Below are 19,102 nucleotides of genomic sequence, written 5' to 3'. Positions count from 1 at the left end.
CGCCGTCTCGCGGGAGTTCGGATCACGGCGCGCACAACCCTGTCGTGCGCGGCGCCACCGCCGTACCGTGAAGCGTTCGGTAAGCATGGAGGTAGCAATGACGGACCTGTTCACGCAGGTGGACGAGTCGATCTCGGTGGAACGGCGGGGCGTGTTCGCGTTCCCCAATCCGGTCAACGACTACGCCGCCCGGTCCACCGCGGGCCTGGTGATCCTGCTGGCCATCGCCGCCATCGTGGTGAACCAGTGGTGGCTGTACGCGGTGCTGACCGCCGGATTCGCGCTGCGCGTCGCCGGTGGCCCGCGCTACTCCCCCTTCGGGCGACTGGCCGTGCACGTGATCGTGCCGACCATCGTGAAGAAGACCAAGCTGGTGCCCGGCCCGCCTAAGCGCTTCGCGCAGACCGTGGGCCTGGTGTTCTCCGGCACCGCCCTGATCCTCTCGGCCACCGGCTTCGGTCTCGCCGCGCAGATCGTCACGGGTGTGCTGATCGCCGCGGCCTTCGCCGAGTGCGCTTTCGGTTTCTGCCTGGGCTGCGTGGTCTTCGGCTACCTGCAACGCGCCGGGGTGATCCCGGACACCGTCTGCGAGGCCTGCAACCGCGTCGGCGCCTGACCCGGCGTCGGCGCCCGACGTCCGCGTCGCGGACCCCCGCCGTTCACCCAGCGTCTCCTCAGCATGGATGCGCGACGATGTCCGGATGACCTCGTCTCGCAACACCCGGATGACCGCGGGCCTCGTGCTGCTCGCCCTGGCCGTGATCGGCGGAGTGGTGTTCGCCGTCCACCCGGGTCCGCTGGGTGTCGATTCGTCCATCGCGCACTGGCTGATCGACGGCCGCACGCCCGGCCTCGACCGCGTGGCGAAGGCCCTGACCACGGTGTTCGGTCCGAGCTGGATGCTGGCGGCGGCGCTGCTGATCGGCGTCGCCCTGGCCGTCCACGACCGCTCACCGCGCCGCGCCCTCCCGGTCGTGGCGGCGGAGGTGGCCGCTTTCGCTGTCGCCGAGGTCCTCAAGCTCGGCGTCGACCGGCCGCGGCCGCCGCTGTCGCTGCGGATCGGTACGCCCGACTCGTCCGCGTCGTACGTCTCCGGGCACGTGTGCGGCCTCTCGGCGCTGGTCGTGGCGCTGCTGGTGGTGGTCGTGCCGTCGTTCCCGCGCGGCTGGGCCGTCGTCTCGTACATCGCCGGAGTCGCGCTCATCGCGTCGTGCATGTGGACCCGCGTCTACCTCGGTATGCACTGGCCGACCGACGTGCTCGGGGCACTACTGGTGGGCGCCGGCAGCGCGCTGGTGGTACCACCGCTCGTCGATCAGGCACTCGCCCGACTCTGGCCCCGGCAGGAGGCCCGGCACCGGGCCGGAGCCTGACACCCTCAGCGTTTACTCAGCACCGGATCCGCACCGTGGACGCATGGAATCGGTACGTGGCCGGCAGCAGCTCGGCATCGTCTTCTTCGCGCTCGCCGTGCTCGGCGCCGGCCTCTTCGCGGCGCATCCCGGGCCGCTGGGCATCGACACCTCGGTGTTGCACGGGCTCGCGTCCACCCGGAACCCGGCTCTGACGACCTGCGTCGACGATCTGAGCTATCTCTTCAGCCCGGTCGCGACCACCGTCGCGGCCGGGGTGATCGCGGTGGTCCTGCTGCTGCGTGACCGATCATTGCGGCGGGCGCTGCCGGTCGGCGCCAGTGTCGCGATCGCCGCCGGCGTCGCGGGCGTACTGAAGCTGGCCACCGCACGCCCCCGGCCGCCGGAGTACCTGCAGGTCGGGTCCCCCGAGGCCACCTACTCGTACCCGTCGGGCCACGTGACCGGCACGTCCGCGCTGGTCGTGGCGCTCCTTGTGGTGGTGGTGAGCACCTGGCCGCGCCATCGGGCGATCATCGCCGGCGTGCTCGGCGCCGCCGTCGTCGCGATCTGCGCGTGGACCCGCCTGTACCTCGGCATGCACTGGTTCACCGACGTGACCGGCGCCGCCCTCCTCGGCCTCTCGGCCGGACTCCTCGTCCCGCCAGTGGTCGATCTCCTCCTCGCCCGTCTGGGCCCCCGCCTCGCTCTGAAGGAACACCGATGACACACGCGAGATCCGCCTTCACCACCGTGCTCCTGAGCAAGGTGCCCGAGGTCACGCTCTACTTCTGGATCATCAAGATCCTCTCGACCACGGTCGGCGAGACGGCCGCGGATTACCTCAACATGAACCTGGGCTTCGGCCTGCGGTGGACTACGCTCATCACGGTGGTGCTTCTAGCCGCAGTCCTGACCGCCCAGTTCCGGCTGAACCGATACGTTCCGGCCGTGTACTGGGCCGCGGTGCTGCTGATCAGCGTCACCGGCACCCTGATCACCGACAATCTGACCGATGTCGCGGGCGTCCCGCTCCCCGCGTCGACGACGGTCTTCGCGATCGCGCTCGCGGTGGTGCTGGTCGTCTGGTACCGCGTCGAGGGCACCCTGTCGATCCACTCGATCCGGACGCGCCGCCGCGAGGCCTTCTACTGGCTGACGGTGCTGGTGACCTTCGCGCTGGGCACCGCGGCCGGCGATCTGATCGCCGAGAAGCTCAGCGTCGGCTACGGCTGGTCGCTGGCGATCTTCGCCGTGGTGATCGCCCTGATCTTCGCCGCGCATCGCGGTCTGGGCCTCGGCGCGGTGCCCGCGTTCTGGGCCGGGTACATCGTCACCCGCCCGCTGGGCGCGTCGGCCGGCGACCTGCTGATCCAGCCGGCCAGCGCCGGCGGTCTGGGTCTCAGCTCGACCCTGGTGAACGTCGTGTTCCTCGCCGTGATCGTCGTGCTGGTCGCCTATCTCTCGATCAGCCGCGTCGACCGGATCGACGACGAAGGCGCCAGGGCCGATGCTCCGCTGGCTGCCTGACCGGGCGCGGTCGGTCCGGGTCCGCACCACACTCCTTGCGACCGGACTGGTGACGCTCGCTCTGCTGTTCGCCGCGGTCGTCATGGTCCTGGCCCTGAAACATATCCTGATCCGGAACGCCGACGCCGCCACGCTGGCGCGCGCCCATCAGATCGAGACGGCGCTGGCGACCGACCGGCCCGCCGACCTCGACCGCGCGCTCTTCGTCGCCGCGGGTGATGTGGACGTGGTCCAGGTGATCGACGACTCCGGGCGGGTCCTCCTCGCGACCGATCCGCGGTACTCCACCCCGCTGAGCAGGCCCCTCGCCCCGGGCACACGGATCACGATCGACGACGGCCACGCCGCCGGCGACACCGACTACCGGGGCAGCGCACTCGGCATCCGCACCGGGGAGGGCGACCTCACCGTCGCCGTCGGCACCGCCGAGGAACCGCTGAACCGACTGGTCGTGATCGTCGGGGTGCTGTGCTGCATCCTGTTCCCGCTGATCGTGATCGGCATGGCGGTCCTCACCTATCTCCTCGTCGGGCGGGCGCTGCGGCCCGTCGACGACATCGCGTCGCAGGTCGACGAGATCACCGGCGGCGACCTGAGCCGGCGCGTGCCGGTGCCGGATACCGGCGATGAGATCGCCGGTCTGGCCGCCACGATGAACCGCATGCTCGCCCGCATCGAGCGATCCCGGCGGGAACAGCTGCGTTTCGTGGGCGACGCCTCCCACGAGCTGAACAGCCCGCTCACGACGCTGGTGGGCCTGCTCGATCTGGCCCGCGCCACCGGGGAACCGATCGATGCCGAAACCGCGGGCACCGTGATGCTTCCCGATGCGCTGCGGCTGCAGCAGATGGTGGCCGACCTGCTGTTCCTCGCCCAGTCCGATGAGAGCGGCGTACCCCTGGCGACCGGCGAGGTGGACCTGGACGACGTCGCGGCCGCCGAGGTCACCCGCCTGCGGGCGATGACCGGCCTGCGGGTCGAGGCCCGGATCGTGCCGGTCCGGATCGACGCCGACCGCGACAAGATCGTCCGCGCGCTGCGCAATCTGGCCGACAACGCGGTGCGCTACGCGGCGGGCGCGGTGTCGCTGCGGATGAGCGTCGACGACGCCGGCGTCACCCTCCTGGTGTCCGACGACGGTCCGGGAATCCCGGACGGCGATAAGGCCCGCGTCACCGAGCGGTTCGTCCGGCTCGACGATGCGCGCGGCCGCACCACCGGCGGCTCCGGCCTCGGACTGGCGATCGTCACCGAGATCGTCCACGCGCACGGCGGCCGGATGATCGTGGCCGATTCGGACAGCGGCGGCGCGGCCGTCGGTTTCACCCTCCCCTCGACGGATGATCTCCCGGGTTTCCGGACTCGCTGATCAGGCCTCGGCCGCGCGGGATAGCCCCACGCGATCTACTCGAAAGTAAGTTCTATCCAACTATTGCCTACATATCACGGTGTGCGTATTCTGGGGGTAGGGGAAGAACCATCTACCGTCGGCCGGCAAAGGGGGTCCGTGATGAGTGACGATGACGTGTTCGACGCCCGCGGTCGTGTGGCCGGTCTGTCTCCCGCCGAGTTGGTCGCGGTGATCGATGCCGCCGAAGAATCCCTGGCCGAGGCGCCGCTGGCTGCGCTGTCCGAGGATGGGTTGCTGGATCTGTTGGAGTCGCGGGAGCAGGCGCGCCGGAAAGGTGTCGGGGTCGACGCAGCCGTGTTCGTGGAGATCTCCGACCGCGGTGCCTGCCGGCGGGCCGGATACAGCACCGTGCACCAGTTGCTGACGCAGGGCCTGCGTATCGGGGAGGGCGAGTCCCGGCGGCGCCGGGTGGTGGCGGCCTCGATCGGCCGGTTCACGGCGATGACCGGCGAGCGTCTGGATTCGAAGTTCCCGGTGACCGCGGCCGCGGTGGCTGACGGGGCGATCGGTGAGACGCATGTGTGGGTGATCGAGGAAGTGATGGACAAAATCCCCACCTCGGTCGATCCGGAGGCACGGGTGAAGGCTGAGGCCATGCTCGCCGACGCCGCCCGGCGGCTCAATCCGGCCGGGCTGACGATGGTCGGCAACCGGATTCTGGCCCATCTCGATCCCGATGGCACCCTCGCCGACGACAAAGACCGCCAGCGGCAAGCGAAGTTCCGGCTGTCGGCGCAGGACCGGCAGTTGATGTCGGCGGTGCAGGCCCGGATGACGCCGCAGTTGCGGGCGGAGTTCGAGGTCGTGTTCGTCCAGTGGGCCGCTCCCGGCATGAACAACCCGAACGATCCCGACTCCCCGCACGGTGCGGCCGATCAGCCCGGCCTGGACCCGGCCGTTCTGGCCGCCGCTGCCGAGCGTGATACCCGGTTGTTGGGGCGCCGCCAGCATGACGCGTTGCTGGCACTGTTGGCGTGGGCCAACGCCCAGTTCTCCTTCGCCAAGCCCGACAGTCTGCGCAATCAGATCGTGGTCACCGTCACCGATGAGGACCTCGCCCGGCACGCCGGGATCGCCTGGACCACCACCGGCACCCGCATCCCGGTGTCGGATCTGGTGACGATCGCCGCCGACGCCGTCCCCTACCTCGCGGTCTTTTCGAAGGCCACCGGGCAGCCCCTCTACCTCGGCCGCGCCCACCGCCTCGCGTCGCGCGCGCAACGCTTGGCGGTGTTCGCCCGCGACCGCGGCTGTACCGCGCCGGGCTGTACCCGCCCGTTCACCCAGTGCGAGATGCACCACATGCCCGACTGGCAGGACGGCGGTCCCACCGACGCCGATCACCTCGGCGGGGCCTGCGGGACACACAACCGGTGGAACGGCAAACAACCCGGAACCTGGGAATCGACCGTCCTCACCGACGGCCCCGACAAAGGCCGCGTCGGCTGGCGGCCCGCCGGACGCGCCGGGCCGTGGATCATCAACCCCCTGTTCCACCCCGACAAACTCCGCACCGGCCCAGACACCCCGGCCGAAGACCGCTCCCCACCACCGACCGTGAACCACCGCCTCGGCGACACCACCGACTCCGGAGCGCCCACCGATTCCGGCGTCGACATCCGCCTCGCACGGCACCTGGCCGCCTGACTACCCGGGGTGGCCGTCCGCCGGGGCATGCACGACCCGCTCGACCCCGACCACCATTGCAGGGCCCGGCCGGGCGACCGGGGCGCGCCCGCGCTGTGCCGACGCTGAAACCTCCTTAAACCGGCCTGAACTGGGCAATTCTTCCCGCGGCTCAGCAGATCCTCAGCGCCGCAGAGGATTCTGGTGTTCATGCGCCGCGCCCTGCCCCTGCTGCTGATCCTCTTGATCGCACTCACCGGTTGCTCCGCGGCACCGCGCCATCACCCGCCCCACCCGTCCGCGGCGCCGGCCGGACCGCCCGCCCTCACGCTGGCCTACCCGGTCACCGACCCCGATCCGGCGCAGAACGTCGGCGACCTCTACCTCCCGCCCGCGCGCACGGGCCCGCGGCCACTCATCGTCTTCTTCCACGGTGGCGGCTGGCACGACCGGATCGGCTACCACGCGACCGCATCTCTCGCCCAGCACATCGCCGCGAAGGGCTTCGCCGTCTACAACGTCGAGTACCGGCGCACCGGCTCCGGCGGCGGAAGGCCGACGACGCTGACGGATGCGCTCGCCGCCGCCCGGTACGGCGAGACGCTGCACCAGCGGTTCCCGCAGATCAGTCCGGTCACCTACCTCGCCGGCCACAGCGCGGGCGGTCAGCTGGCGGTGTGGGTGTCCGGGCATCTGCCCGACCCACCGGCCGGCGTCGTCTCCATCTCCGGCCCACTCGCGATGGCGTACGCGGCCGGGCGCGGCGACCGCAGCGTCCTCGGATTCCTCGGCGGCACACCGGCTCAGGTCCCGGCACGCTACCGGTACACCGATCCCGCCGAGCAGTGCCCGACCGTGCCGATCGTCGCGATCCAGGGCACCCGGGACAGGGTGGTGCCGCCCGCCGTTCTACAGGCGTACCGGGCGGCGACCGCACGGTGCCCGGGTCACCGGCTCCGCGTCGTGGAGGTGCCGGGCGCGACGCACCTGTCGCTTCTCAAACCGCACCACACCGGTTATCCGAAGATGCTCGACACGCTGATCACCAGCGTCCGCGCGTGACGGCGGTCATCCCCCGTCGGCGGCCAGCCGGTAGCCGACACCCCGCACCGTCTCGATGGCCTTGCGGCCGAACGGCGTGTCGATCCGGCGGCGGAGGTAGCTGATGTACACCTCGACGATGTTCTCTTCGCCCTCGTAGTTCACATCCCACACCGAGTCGATGATCTCCGTCTTCGACACCGCGGTCCCCTTGTGCCGCAGCAGGAAAGCGAGCAGCGCGAATTCGCGGGGTGTCAGGGTCAGCGGCACACCGCCGCGCGCGGCGGTGTGCGCGGCCGGATCGAGTTCCAGGTCGCCTGCGGTCAGCACCGCGGGACGCTCGACGGCGTTGCGGCGCGCCAGCGCCCGCAGTCGCGCGGTCAGCACCACGAACGAGAACGGCTTGGTCAGGTAGTCGTCGGCGCCCAGATCGAACGCATCCGCCTGGTCGTACTCACCGTCCTTCGCCGTCAGCATCAGCACCGGAGTCCAGACCCGCGCCGCCCGCAGATCACGCACCACCTCGTAGCCGTTGCGGCCGGGCATCATGATGTCCAGGACGATCACGTCGAACGAGCCGGTCAGCGCCTTGTCGAATCCGGCGGCGCCGTCGTGCACCACATCGACCACCCAGCCCTGGGCCACGATCATCCGGCGGACGGTCTCGGCCACGTTCCGGTCGTCGTCGACGAGAAGAATACGCATCCTTTCAGCATGGCCGCCCGGCGCTGTGAAATCACTGAGCCGCCCTTCGGCCATGCGTCTGGGTGAATGAATCGAACCGCGCTATGGTGATCACCAGACAACCGATTCGGGGGATCCAGCACAGCCATGACCGACGTCTCGCCGACGACGAGCGCGTTCCTCCGCACGATCTACAACCTGTCCGAGGATCACATCCCGGTGCGCCGCGCCCGCATCAAGGAGCGCCTGCATCTGTCCGGACCCACTGTCACGCAGGCCGTCTCGCGCATGCTCGACGCCGGGCTGATCGAGATCCGCCACGAACAGTATCTCTCGCTCACCGAGCAGGGCCTGCACGCCGCGATCGTCGGGGTGCGTCGTCACCGCCTCGTCGAGCTGCTGCTCACCGGGATGCTGTCGCTCCCGGCCCAGCACGCGCACGCCGAGGCCACCCGCTGGGCGTCGACCATCAGCGAGGAGACCGAACGTGCCGTCTTCGCGGCGCTCGGCGGCCCGGTGGCATCGCCGTGGGGCAATCCGATCCCCGGTCTGGAGCTCATCGGCGGACCCGTGCCGGACTTCATCGAGCCGGACCTCCTCTATCAGCTGGGACCGCCCGGCACCACGGTCGACGCCGTCGTCCGCTTCGTCTCCGAGGACGCCCAGGACGACCCCGAGATCGCGGCGGCGCTGGTGACGGCGGGCATCGTGCCGGGGGCGGCGGTCACCGTCCGGGTCGGCGACGAGTCGTACGAGCTGCGCGGCCTCAGCCGCTACGACCTCCCGGTCAAGAACGCCCACATGGTGCGCATCGACCTCGCCCGGTAGCCGCCGCGGCCGGTCACCGGAACCTTAACGACCGCTTAAGCCCGCTATGTCCGATGTCGCTGGGTCCGTAAAGTCGAGCCGGTGTCCGACGTGTCTCCGTCGGTAGGCGCTGCCCTACGGACCATCTACAACCTCCGCGAAGACCGGATCCCGGTGCGGCGCGCGCGGATTCGTGATCGCCTCGGACTGGCGGGACCGACGGTGACGCAGACCGTGGGCCGGATGGTCGACGCCGGGCTGGTCCGCCTGCGCGACGAGCAGTACCTCGAATTGACCGAGGACGGCGATCGGGTCGCCGCCGCCCTGGTCCGGCGGCACCGTCTCACCGAGCGGTTGCTGACCGACGTCCTGAAGGTGCCCGCGGCGCTCGCGCACCATGAGGCCGTCACGTGGTCGAACGCCCTCGCCACCGCGACCGAACGGGCCATCGTCGACCAGCTCGACGCGCCGTATCTCTCCCCGTGGGGCAATCCGATTCCGGCGCTCGATGAACTCGGCGTGTGTCCAGCCGATCCCGGGCCCGAACCCGCGTCGCTCGCTCAGCTCGGGCCGCCCGGCGCGACCCTCCCGGTGGCCGTCCGATGGATCTCCGAGGACGCCCAGGACGACGAGGCCCTCGTCGCCCAGCTGGTCTCGGCCGGGATCGTCCCCGGCGCGCAGGTCCGGGTGACCGTCACCGACGGCGGCTACGAGCTCCGCGGGCTGTCCCGGATCGACCTGCCGACTAGCCTGGCTCACGTGGTACGTCTGGACGTGATGGCCGGCCGATGAGGTTCCGGCTGACGCTGATCGCCACCCTGCTGGTCGCGGTGGCGCTCGGCATCGCGGGCGCAGGTCTGTCGCTGGCGCTCAATCACATCCTCACCGAGTCCGCGACCAGCGCCGGGCTGGCCCGCGCCGAGCAGCTCACCGGCGCGCTGGAAGCCGGCGGTATGCCCGCCGTCACCACCGCGATGATGCGGCCCGACGACGACATCGACATCGTCCAGATCATCGACTCCAGCAGCCGGGTGGTCCGCAGCTCGGCCACCGAATTCCATGTGGCCCTCGCCTTTCCGGTGCGGCCCGGGGTGGTCGAACGGCGCGGGCATCTCGAAGCCGATTTCGGCAGCGACTACCGGGCGACCATCGCCGGCGCGCGCAGCCCGGCCGGCGGCGACTACACGGTGATCGTCGCCTTCGCCGGGCACCGGATCGAGCGGACCGTCATCACGGTGGTCGCCCTCTGCTGCTTCGCGTTCCCGCTCATCGTGGCCGGGGTCGGCTGGCTCACCTACCACCTGGTCGGACGGACCCTCCGGCCGGTCGAAGACCTCCGGTCGCATGCCGCGGAGATCACCGGCGGCGACCTGTCGCACCGGCTGCCCGTCCCCGGCACCGGCGACGAGATCGACTCCCTCGCCCGGACGATGAACGAGATGCTCGCCCGCCTCGAAGCCTCCCGGCAGCGCCAGTCCCAGTTCGTCAACGACGCCTCACACGAACTCAACAGCCCGCTGACGTCGATCCTGGGGATCGTCGAACCCGCGGCAGCCGGGGACCGGGGTGTCGACGCCGCGACCGTCCACACCGTCGTGCTCCCCGAGGCCCTGCGGCTCAAACAACTGATCGCCGACCTGCTGTTCCTGGCCCGTGCGGACGAGCGCGGTGTCGCTCGCCGCGACATCCTCCTCGATCTGGACGATCTGGTCCTCACCGAGGTCGAGCGCCTGCGGCACGTCAGCGCGCTCGATCTCGAGGTCGACATCGTCGCCGCGCGGGTGCGCGGCGACGCGGCGCAGCTCGGCCGCGCACTGTGTAATCTCACCGACAACGCGATGCAGCACGCCGAGGACCGCGTCGCCCTTCTCATGCGCGTCGACGACGGCGCCCGGACCGTCGTCGTCTCGGTGATCGACGACGGCCCCGGAATCCCCGACGCCGACCGCGCCCGGATCTTCGGCCGGTTCGTGCGGCTGGACGCGGCTCGCGAGCGACGGGCCGGGGGAACCGGCCTCGGTCTGGCGATCGTCGCGGAGATCGCCGGTGCGCACGGTGGCCACGTCGCGGTGGTCCCCAGCGAGTCCGGCACGCGGATCGACCTCACGCTGCCGCTGGCCGCGGCTCAGGCGGAGGCGCCACCGTCGGCGGCGAGGCGGTAGCCGACGCCGCGGACCGTCTCGATGGTCCGCCGCCCGAACGGCAGGTCGATGCGCTGCCGCAGGTAGCTGACGTAGACCTCGACGATCTTGTCCGATCCGGAGAAGCTGGAATCCCAGACGGCGCCGACGATCCGCGCCCGGGCGAGCGCCTCGCCCTTGTGGCGCATCAGGTACTCCAGCACCGCGAACTCCCTCGGCGTCAGGTCGATTTCGGTCTCCCCGCGCCGGACGATGTGCGCGGCCGGGTCGAGCGACAGGTCCCCCGCGGTCAGCACCGCCGGGCGCACGACGGCGGACCGGCGGCCCAGCGCGCGCAGCCGCGCCAGCAGCACCACGAAGGAGAAGGGCTTGGTCAGGTAGTCGTCGGCCCCGAGATCGAACGCATCGGCCTGGTCGTACTCGCCGGTCTTGGCGGTCAGCATCAGCACCGGGGTCCACACCTGCGCCTGCCGGATGTCGCGAAGCACCTCGTACCCGTTGCGCACCGGCATCATGATGTCCACGATCAGGACGTCGTAGGTGCGGCGGCACGCGCGGTCGACGGCATCCGCGCCGTTGCCGACCACGTCGACCACCCAGCCCTCGGCCACCAGGATCCGGCGCACCGCCTCGGCGATCTTCTCATCGTCGTCGGCCAGGAGAATCCGCATCCGCCCGGGGCCCGTTCAGTCGAGCAGGCCGAGGGCGATGCCGTCGAGGATGTCGTGCTCGGAGACCACGAGCTCGTCGATCCCCGCGCGGCGGGAGAACTCCCGGGCCAGCGCCAGCGTCACCAGGGCGCCGCCGCCGATCACGTCGACGCGGCCGGGATGCATGGGGCCCAGGGCCGCCCGCTCGGCGCGCGGCATGGCGACCAGTTCCCGGCAGATCCGTTCGATCGACGCGATCGGGTGGCGCGACAGGTGGATCTTCTCGGAGTCGTAGTGCTCCAGACCGAGGTTCAGCGCGGCGAGCGTGGTGAGGGTGCCGGCCACCCCGACCCAGGTGCGGGCCTTCTCCAGCGGCACCGCGGCGAACGCGGAGGCCAGGCGCTCGGCGACGAAGGCCTCGGCGGCGTCGACCTCCGCCGGGGTGGGCGGATCGGAGTGCAGGCAGTGCTCGGTGAGCCGGACGCAGCCAATGTTCGACGAGTAGGCCGCGGAGTCCATGACGATCTCGGTGCTGCCGCCGCCGAGGTCGGTGACCACGAACGGCCCGCTCCCCTCGCGCGTCGAGCTTGTGCCCTCGCCCGACGAGCTTGTCCCCTCGCCCGTTGAGCTTGTCGAAACGTCCCCGACGGCACCGCGGAACGAGAGCGCCGCCTCCTCGTCACCGGAGATCACCTCGGCGACCGCACCCGGTGCGACCCGGCCGAGCAGTTCCGCGGTCATCGTGAAGAAGTCGTCCCGGTTGCTCGCGTCACGGGTGGCCGACGTCGCGACCATCCGCACTCGCGTCACGCCGTGGGTGCGCATCGCCTCGACGTAGCCGTCGAGCGCGTCGCGGGTGCGGCCGATCGCCTCGGTGGTGAACCGGCCGGTCTCGTCCACGCCCTCGCCGAGCCGCACGATCACCATGTCGCGCACCACGTCGGTGAGCGCGCCGTCCCCGGCGTCGTCGGCGATCAGCAGCCGGATCGAGTTGGTACCGCAGTCGACGGCCCCGACACGCGTCATCGCGCGGCCCGCACCGGCCAGTCGGCGGGCACCGCCGTGCCGCGCAGGCCCTCCTCGTCGGCGAGGAGAGCGACGGCCTCGTCGCCGAGCGGGTTGACCCCGGGCCCCTTCGCCAGGGAATGAGCCACCAGCACATGCAGGCACTTGACCCGGTCCGGCATGCCGCCGCCGGCGAAGTCGGTGCCGAGCGATTCGATGGCGTCACGTTCGGCGAGGTAGCTCTCGTACGCGGCGCGGTACGCGGCGGCGAGTTCGGCGTCGTCGGTCAGGCGCTCGGACATCTCCCGCATCACGCCACCGGATTCGAGGCGGCTGCACGCCCCGGTCAGCCGCGGGTCGGTCAGGTAGAAGAGCGTCGGGAAGGGCGTGCCGTCGGGCAGGCGCGGAGCGGTCTTCACCACGGCGGGCTGGCCGTCGGGCGTGAGGTAGCTGACCTCCAGCACCCCCCGCGGCTCCCGGCCCAGTTGGGCGGCGATGACGTCGAGCTGAGACTGGGGAACGGTCACTTGTCCTCCGGCGGTGTGGACAGCGAGTCCCACAGATTCTGGTACCAGGGGTTGGCGGCGTATTCGCGCGCCTTCTTCTCTTCGGCCTTCTGCTTCTCCCGCGACGGGTAGGTCAGCACGACGGTCTTCTCCCCCGGCATCGCGTATTGCAGTCGTTCGCGGGCCTGCGCCTCGATCCAGGCCGGATCGTTCTGCTCGGTCACCTTGCGCTGGTAGTCGGCGATCTCCTTGGAGAGCTCGACGTTCTGCGCCTGCAAGCGGCTCATCTCCGAACGCTGCGAGAGGTACGTGCGGATGGGCACGACCAGCGTCAGTGCCACCAGGATCACGACCACCGTCAGCGCGAAGGCCCGCGTGGAATTGACCGATGCGACGCGCTGCCACAGCGTGGAAACGGCCGAGCGAGCCCGGGCACTCGAGGCCGAATGAGGGGTCTCATTCTCGCCTTCGGGGTACCCGGACTCGTTCGTCACCATGCGTCTAGCTAATCACGCTCACACGTTGAAACGCGGGAACGCCAGGTCACCGGCGTAGCGCGCGGCGTCGCCCAGTCCCTCCTCGATGCGCAGGAGCTGGTTGTACTTGGCGACGCGCTCGCTGCGGGCCGGGGCGCCGGTCTTGATCTGACCGCAGCTGCACGCGACGGCCAGGTCGGCGATGGTGGTGTCCTCGGTCTCGCCCGAGCGGTGGCTCATCATCGTCTTGTAGCCGCTGTTGTGGGCCAGCGCGACGGCGTCGAGCGTTTCGGTGAGGGTGCCGATCTGGTTCACCTTGACCAGCAGGGCGTTCGCGATGCCCTTGGCGATGCCCTCCTCGAGTCGCTCGGGGTTGGTGACGAACAGGTCGTCGCCGACCAGCTGCACCTTGTCGCCGATGGCCTCGGTCAGCGCGGCCCAGCCGTCCCAGTCGTCCTCGGCGAGGCCGTCTTCGATCGAGACGATCGGGAAGTCGGCGACCAGCTTCTCGTACACCGACACCATCTGCGCGGCGTCGAGCTGCTTGCCTTCGAGGGTGTACTTGCCGTTCGAGAAGAACTCGGTCGACGCCGAGTCGAGCGCGATGGCGATGTCGCTGCCGAAGGTGAAGCCGGCCTTCTCGACCGCCTTGGCGATCACCTCGATGGCGGCGTCGGTGCCCGGCAGGTCGGGGGCGAAGCCGCCCTCGTCGCCGAGCGCGGTGCTCAGGCCCTGCGCGTGCAGCACCGACTTGAGCGAGTGGTACACCTCGGCACCCCAGCGCAGCGACTCCTTGAAGGTCGGCGCACCGATCGGCGCGATCATGAATTCCTGGAAGTCGATGCCGTTGTCGGCGTGCTCGCCGCCGTTGATGATGTTCATCATCGGAACCGGCAGGATGTGGGCGTTCGGGCCGCCGACGTAACGGAACAGGGGCAGGCCGGCCGACTCGGCGGCGGCCCGGGCGACGGCCAGCGAGACGCCGAGCGTGGCGTTCGCGCCCAGCCGGCCCTTGTCCGGGGTGCCGTCCAGATCCACCAGGGTCTGATCCAGGATGCGCTGGTCGTCGGCGTCGATGCCGATCACCTCGGGGGCGATCTGGTCGAGCACGCCCTCCACGGCCTTGGTGACGCCCTTGCCGCCGTAGCGCTCGCCGCCGTCCCGCAGCTCGACGGCCTCGTGCTCACCGGTCGACGCGCCCGACGGGACCGCCGCGCGCGCGAACGTGCCGTCTTCCAGAAGAACCTCGACCTCGACGGTCGGGTTACCGCGCGAGTCCAGGATCTCCCGCGCGCCTACCTGCTCGATGATTGCCACTGCTCGCCCCATTCGCCGGGTTGGATGTCGGCGCCGAAGAATTCGCCGACGGGTACGGCCTCAGCCTAATGGAGGTCAGTAACGGACGTTGACGGAGTACGCATTGGCGTAGTTGCGCACCCGGATCACGTAGTTCATCGAGTTGTTGTAGGTGAGAATCGCCTTCTCCCAGCCCTTGGCGGTGGTCATGTCGCCACCTGAGGAGACGCAGAGATAGCGCGCCGCGGACAGCGCGGCATCGTCGATGTTGTCCGGGTCGGCCTTGCCGTCGCCGTTGGCGTCGACGCCGAAACGCTGCCAGGTCTCCGGGATGAACTGGAACGGGCCCATCGCGCGGTCGTACTTGGCGTCGCCGTCGAGCTTGCCGTGATCGGTGTCCTTGATCTCCCAGTTCCCGTTGGTGCCGTCGAGCACCATGCCGCGGATCTTGGGCCGGACGTCGCCGTTGGGGGCGACGGTGGAACCCCGGTGGGTGCCGTGCTTGCTCTCCACCCCGGCGATGCCGGCGATGGTGGTCCAGGTGATGCCGCACTCGGGGTGCTGCTGACGCTGGATCTCCGCGGCGTTGCCGTAGGCCTCGAGCGAGGTCACCGGGATGCCGGTGGCGTCGGCGATCGGGACCGCCCACTCGTGCATCTTGTCCGCGGTCCGGCCCGGCGCCTGAATGTCGATGTACGGCTGCTGCACACCGCCGCCCGGGGGAATGCCCTCGGGGATGTCGGGCTTGCTCCACGGCATCGAGATACACGCGGTGCTGGTCAACGCGACCGCGCCCAGCATCAGCGGAGCCGCCAGACGTCGGCGCAGCGTCGTGCGTACCGGCATCGGCGGCTCTCCTCTCGGTGCGGCGGACACGGCTCCGCCCCGACGGGGAAGACTGCCATACCAAGGGGGTAACGACGCAAGTCGTGCAAGAGTTCCCGGAAGTGACGGGACAGCACTCACCTGCGCGCTCACACGTGCGACCGAGGCCGGGACCAACGGCCCGTCTTCAGCGTTTCCCAAGCTTCGCATTGTTCACCCGGGCTGAGCGCGCGCTATTGTAAGCCTGTCCAAAATTAGGACTGGCTAAGGCAAGAGGCCACCGAACGACGAGAGAACAGTATGACCATCCTCGCAGAGGGCACGCCCTCGGTCGTGACGCAGATGTTCGGCAGCGGCCTGATCGGCGTCCGTGAGGGACTGGAAGCCGGAATCGTCGTGATGGTGCTGATCGCCTTCGCCGCCAAGTCCGATCGGCGCGATGCCCTCAAGTGGATCTGGGCCGGCGTCGCCGCCGCCCTCACGATGACCATCGGCACCTTCCTGATCATCCAGTTCGGGACGTCGACCATCTCCAGTCTCACCGCCGAATTGATCGCGGGCATCGCCTCCCTGGTCGCCGTGGTGATCGTGACGTCGATGCTGCTGTGGATGCGTAAAGCATCGGCGCACATCTCCGGTGATCTGAAGTCGGGCCTGAGTTCGGCACTGGAGATCGGCGGCATCGCGGTGTTCGGTCTGGCTTTCCTTGCCGTCGGGCGCGAGGGCTTCGAGACCGCGCTGCTGATGGTCGGCTACGCCGAGAGCGTCTCCGGCGGACTGTGGCCGCTGATGGGGCTGCTGCTCGGCATCCTGATCGCCGCACTGCTGACCGCGCTCCTCTACTACGGCGCGATCAGCATCAACTTCAGCAAGTTCTTCACCTACACCGGACTGTTCCTGGTGATCGTCGCCGCCGGCATCCTGTCGTACGGGGTGCATGCGCTGCAGGTGTACGGCTGGCTGCCGGGGCACGGCGCCGTCGCCTATGACATCAGCGCGACCTACGACGCCAGTTCCTGGTACGGCGTGATCCTCTCCGGCATCTTCAACTTCTCTCCCAACCCGTCGTGGTTGCAGGTCATCGCCTGGATCCTCTACGTCGCGATCGTCACCCCCCTGTTCCTGCTGCGTGGCAGGACGCCCTCCCGAAAGGAAGTCGCCGATGGCGCCACTGTCTAAGTCCCTGCGCATCCCCGCCCTGGTCGGGCTCGCCGTCGCCACGCCACTGGTACTGACGGCGTGCGAGTCCAAGTCCGGCGGCGACGCCATCGCCGTCACGTCGACCGACGACAAGTGCGAGCTGGCGACCACCGACGCGAAGACCGGCGAGGTGAGCTTCGCCATCACCAACAACGGCAAGAAGATCACCGAGTTCTACGTCTTCGGCAAGAACAACCGCGTGCTCGGCGAGGTCGAGAACATCGGCCCGGGCCTCAAGGGGAAGCTGACCGTCGACATCACCGAGCCGGGCACCTACGATGTGGCCTGCAAGCCGGGCATGGTCGGCACCGGCATCCGGCAGAAGATCAACGTGACCGGCGAGAAGAAGGACAAGTCGCAGGCACCGGCCGACGTCACGCAGGCCAAGGCCCGCTACCTCGACTACGTCCGCGGCCAGGTCGACGCGCTCGTGGCCCAGACCGAGGTCCTCGTCAATCACGTCAATTCGGGCGACCTCGACGCCGCGCGCGCCGAGTTCGGCCGCACCCGCACCTTCTACGAGCGCGTCGAGCCCGTCGCCGAGAGCTTCCAGAACCTCGATCCGGCGATCGACATGCGGTGGGACGACACCGAGGACGGCAAGCAGCCGTTCACCGGCTTCCACCGCCTCGAGCGCTACCTGTGGCCGCCGAAGGCCGACGAGATCGGTGACGCGCCGGGCCAGATCGCACCGGCCGACGCCGACGATGCCAAGAAGAACGACACCAAGGAGAACATCACCGCGGCGGCCAACCAGCTCCTCAAGGACGTCAAGTCCCTGCAGGCCGAGGTCACCAAGCCGGACTTCGAGTTCGACACCCGCATGTTCGTCCAGGGCCCGCAGGCGCTGATCGACGAGATCGCCGCGACCAAGGTCGGCGGCGAGGAGGATCGCTACAGCCACACCGACCTGTGGGACTTCGCGGCCAACGTCGACGGCGCGGAGACGCTGATCGCGGAGATGCAGCCGATCATCTCGGCCAAGAACCCCGCGCTGATGGACAAGATCACCGCGCAGTTCGCGGACGTGCGCAATGCCATCGACGCCCTGCGCGAGGGTGACGGCTTCATCTCGTACGACAAGGTCCCCGAGGCCACCCGCAAGGAGCTCTCGGACAAGATCGACGCACTGTCGGCGACGCTCTCGCAGGTGCCGGGCGTCGTCATGCCGAAGTGACCGTCCCGCCGACTGAGCCGGCCGAGGCGCTCGCCGAGGCCGAGGCGAAGCCCGCAGCGGATACTTCGCCGACCGAGACCGGGTCGAAGCCCGCAGCGGAGAAGTCCACCGTCTCCCGCCGCACCGTCCTCGGTGCGGCGGGGGCCGGTGCCGGCCTGGCCGCCGCCGGATTCGCCGGCGGCTGGGCGGTCGGCCGCACCGACAGCGGCCCGCACGGCGACCAGGTGGTCCCCTTCCGCGGCACCCACCAGGCCGGGATCGTCACCGAGGCGCAGGACCGGCTCCATTTCGCGGCGTTCGACGTCGTCACCGACGACCGCGCCGCCGTCGTCGATCTGCTGCAGAAGTGGACCGTCGCCGCCGAGCGGATGACGCGCGGCGAGGAAGTGTCGCCGGACGGCGCCACCGGCCTGGGCGACTACGTTCCGCCGTCGGACACCGGCGAGGCCCTGGGACTCTCGCCCGCGCATCTGACCTTGACCATCGGTTTCGGGCCGGGCCTGTTCGGCCCGAGTGCCGCCTATCCCGACCGCAAAGACCGGTTCGGGCTGGCCGCCCGCAAGCCGGCGGGCCTGACCGACCTGCCGGCCTTCGCCGCGGAGAAGATCGAGCCGCTGCGCAGCTACGGCGACATCTGCATCCAGGCGTGCGCCAACGACCCGCAGGTCGCCGTGCACGCCATCCGCAATCTGGCCCGGATCGGTGTCGGCATCGTCTCCGTGCGCTGGTCGCAGCTCGGTTTCGGCCGCACGTCGGCCACCACCCGATCGCAGGAGACCCCGCGAAATCTGTTCGGTTTCAAGGACGGCACCAACAACATCCGGTCCGACGAGACCGATGACCTGGGCAAATGGGTGTGGGTGTCGGAGGACGACAACCCGCCCGCCGCGCAGTGGATGACCGGCGGCAGCTACCTGGTGACCCGGCGTATCCGGATGGACATCGAGCCGTGGGACCGCGCGAACCTGCTGGAGCAGGAGGACATCATCGGGCGCACCAAGCGGGCCGGGGCGCCGCTCGGGCAGGAGAACGAGTTCGACACCCCCGACTTCCAGATCAGCACCGGCAGCGCACCGATGATTCCGCGGAACTCCCATGTGGCGATCACCAATCCGCAGAATCGCGGCGGGGTCCGGATCCTGCGCCGCGGCTACAACTTCACCGACGGGTCCGACGGCTTCGGCCATCTCGACGCCGGGCTGTTCTTCATCGCGTTCAATCGGGACTCGCACAAGCAGTTCATCCCGATGCAGCAGGACATCTCGCGTAAGGACGCGATGACCGAATACCTGATCCCGAACGCGTCCGCGCACTTCGCCGTCCCGCCGGGCCTGAAGCCGGGCGAGTACTGGGGCCAGCACCTCTTCGCGTAGTC

20 protein-coding genes are annotated in these 19,102 nt (G+C 69.8%); 13 read left to right on the top strand and 7 right to left on the bottom strand.

Annotation, left to right across the window (positions count from 1 at the left end; all coding sequences use genetic code 11):
• The first annotated feature begins 97 nt into the window (after window positions 1-97).
• From MYK68_RS05205 to MYK68_RS05175, 7 genes are all read left to right on the top strand, one after another.
• A complete protein-coding gene (locus MYK68_RS05205; RefSeq protein ID WP_247866640.1) occupies window positions 98-616 on the top strand; it encodes a DUF4395 domain-containing protein in 519 nt (172 codons plus the stop codon).
• Window positions 617-701: 85 nt separating this feature from the next.
• The gene (locus tag MYK68_RS05200) at window positions 702-1,373 is read left to right on the top strand and encodes a phosphatase PAP2 family protein (protein ID WP_247866638.1); all 672 of its coding nucleotides are present in this window, start codon (window positions 702-704) and stop codon (window positions 1,371-1,373) included.
• A 43-nt stretch (window positions 1,374-1,416) separates the two neighbouring features.
• Window positions 1,417-2,079 carry a phosphatase PAP2 family protein gene (locus MYK68_RS05195; RefSeq protein WP_247866636.1) on the top strand — a complete coding sequence of 221 codons (663 nt, stop codon included), beginning with the start codon at window positions 1,417-1,419 and terminating at the stop codon, window positions 2,077-2,079.
• Window positions 2,076-2,882 (top strand): COG4705 family protein, encoded by an 807-nt coding sequence (locus MYK68_RS05190; protein ID WP_247866634.1) that lies wholly within the window; start codon window positions 2,076-2,078, stop codon window positions 2,880-2,882. The genes MYK68_RS05195 and MYK68_RS05190 overlap by 4 nt, the downstream gene beginning before the upstream one ends.
• Window positions 2,863-4,251, top strand: coding sequence for a sensor histidine kinase (locus MYK68_RS05185; RefSeq protein ID WP_247866632.1), 1,389 nt, complete (start codon window positions 2,863-2,865; stop codon window positions 4,249-4,251). The genes MYK68_RS05190 and MYK68_RS05185 overlap by 20 nt, the downstream gene beginning before the upstream one ends.
• A gap of 141 nt (window positions 4,252-4,392) precedes the next feature.
• Complete coding sequence (locus tag MYK68_RS05180) at window positions 4,393-5,940, top strand: HNH endonuclease signature motif containing protein (RefSeq protein ID WP_247866631.1); 1,548 nt, start codon at window positions 4,393-4,395, stop codon at window positions 5,938-5,940.
• Window positions 5,941-6,129: 189 nt separating this feature from the next.
• Window positions 6,130-6,981 carry an alpha/beta hydrolase family protein gene (locus MYK68_RS05175; RefSeq protein ID WP_247866630.1) on the top strand — a complete coding sequence of 284 codons (852 nt, stop codon included), beginning with the start codon at window positions 6,130-6,132 and terminating at the stop codon, window positions 6,979-6,981.
• Window positions 6,982-6,987: 6 nt separating this feature from the next.
• Here the strand turns inward: MYK68_RS05175 and MYK68_RS05170 are convergent, their stop codons facing one another.
• Complete coding sequence (locus MYK68_RS05170) at window positions 6,988-7,665, bottom strand: response regulator transcription factor (RefSeq protein ID WP_247866629.1); 678 nt, start codon at window positions 7,663-7,665, stop codon at window positions 6,988-6,990.
• 126 nt (window positions 7,666-7,791) lie between these two features.
• Here MYK68_RS05170 and MYK68_RS05165 point away from each other — a divergent pair, with 126 nt between their 5' ends.
• From MYK68_RS05165 to MYK68_RS05155, 3 genes are all read left to right on the top strand, one after another.
• On the top strand, window positions 7,792-8,472 hold the full coding sequence (locus MYK68_RS05165; RefSeq protein ID WP_247866628.1) for a metal-dependent transcriptional regulator: 681 nt from the start codon (window positions 7,792-7,794) through the stop codon (window positions 8,470-8,472).
• An 81-nt stretch (window positions 8,473-8,553) separates the two neighbouring features.
• Complete coding sequence (locus tag MYK68_RS05160; protein WP_247866627.1) at window positions 8,554-9,243, top strand: metal-dependent transcriptional regulator; 690 nt, start codon at window positions 8,554-8,556, stop codon at window positions 9,241-9,243.
• Complete coding sequence (locus tag MYK68_RS05155) at window positions 9,240-10,613, top strand: ATP-binding protein (RefSeq protein ID WP_247866626.1); 1,374 nt, start codon at window positions 9,240-9,242, stop codon at window positions 10,611-10,613. Before MYK68_RS05160 ends, MYK68_RS05155 begins: the two co-directional genes overlap by 4 nt.
• Here the strand turns inward: MYK68_RS05155 and MYK68_RS05150 are convergent.
• The 6 genes from MYK68_RS05150 to MYK68_RS05125 form a co-directional block, all read right to left on the bottom strand.
• A complete protein-coding gene (locus MYK68_RS05150) occupies window positions 10,577-11,263 on the bottom strand; it encodes a response regulator transcription factor (protein ID WP_247866625.1) in 687 nt (228 codons plus the stop codon). The genes MYK68_RS05155 and MYK68_RS05150 overlap by 37 nt on opposite strands.
• A 15-nt stretch (window positions 11,264-11,278) precedes the next feature.
• Window positions 11,279-12,268 (bottom strand): Ppx/GppA phosphatase family protein, encoded by a 990-nt coding sequence (locus tag MYK68_RS05145; RefSeq protein ID WP_247866624.1) that lies wholly within the window; start codon window positions 12,266-12,268, stop codon window positions 11,279-11,281.
• Entirely contained in the window at window positions 12,265-12,774 is a 510-nt protein-coding gene (locus tag MYK68_RS05140) for a DUF501 domain-containing protein (RefSeq protein ID WP_247866623.1), read from the bottom strand. Before MYK68_RS05140 ends, MYK68_RS05145 begins: the two co-directional genes overlap by 4 nt.
• A complete protein-coding gene (locus tag MYK68_RS05135; RefSeq protein WP_247866622.1) occupies window positions 12,771-13,250 on the bottom strand; it encodes an FtsB family cell division protein in 480 nt (159 codons plus the stop codon). Before MYK68_RS05135 ends, MYK68_RS05140 begins: the two co-directional genes overlap by 4 nt.
• Before the next feature lie 18 nt (window positions 13,251-13,268).
• Window positions 13,269-14,546, bottom strand: coding sequence for a phosphopyruvate hydratase (gene eno, locus MYK68_RS05130; RefSeq protein WP_247866621.1), 1,278 nt, complete (start codon window positions 14,544-14,546; stop codon window positions 13,269-13,271).
• 75 nt (window positions 14,547-14,621) lie between these two features.
• A complete protein-coding gene (locus MYK68_RS05125) occupies window positions 14,622-15,371 on the bottom strand; it encodes a lytic transglycosylase domain-containing protein (RefSeq protein WP_247866620.1) in 750 nt (249 codons plus the stop codon).
• 279 nt (window positions 15,372-15,650) lie between these two features.
• On the opposite strand from MYK68_RS05125, the gene efeU reads away from it, so the two are divergent.
• From efeU to efeB, 3 genes are read left to right on the top strand one after another with little or no spacing between them, the layout of a single operon-like run.
• Window positions 15,651-16,529, top strand: a complete 879-nt coding sequence (efeU, locus tag MYK68_RS05120) for an iron uptake transporter permease EfeU (protein ID WP_247866619.1) — start codon at window positions 15,651-15,653, stop codon at window positions 16,527-16,529.
• Complete coding sequence (gene efeO, locus MYK68_RS05115; protein WP_247866618.1) at window positions 16,513-17,727, top strand: iron uptake system protein EfeO; 1,215 nt, start codon at window positions 16,513-16,515, stop codon at window positions 17,725-17,727. Before efeU ends, efeO begins: the two co-directional genes overlap by 17 nt.
• Window positions 17,724-19,100, top strand: coding sequence for an iron uptake transporter deferrochelatase/peroxidase subunit (gene efeB, locus MYK68_RS05110; RefSeq protein ID WP_247866617.1), 1,377 nt, complete (start codon window positions 17,724-17,726; stop codon window positions 19,098-19,100). Before efeO ends, efeB begins: the two co-directional genes overlap by 4 nt.
• The last annotated feature ends 2 nt before the right edge of the window (window positions 19,101-19,102 follow it).

Origin of the sequence: Gordonia sp. PP30 (assembly GCF_023100845.1) — a bacterium.
In the GTDB taxonomy this organism is placed as follows: Bacteria; Actinomycetota; Actinomycetes; order Mycobacteriales; family Mycobacteriaceae; genus Gordonia.
The sequence above is the reverse complement of the archived record's forward strand: the minus strand, read 5'-3'. Positions and strand labels throughout refer to the sequence as shown.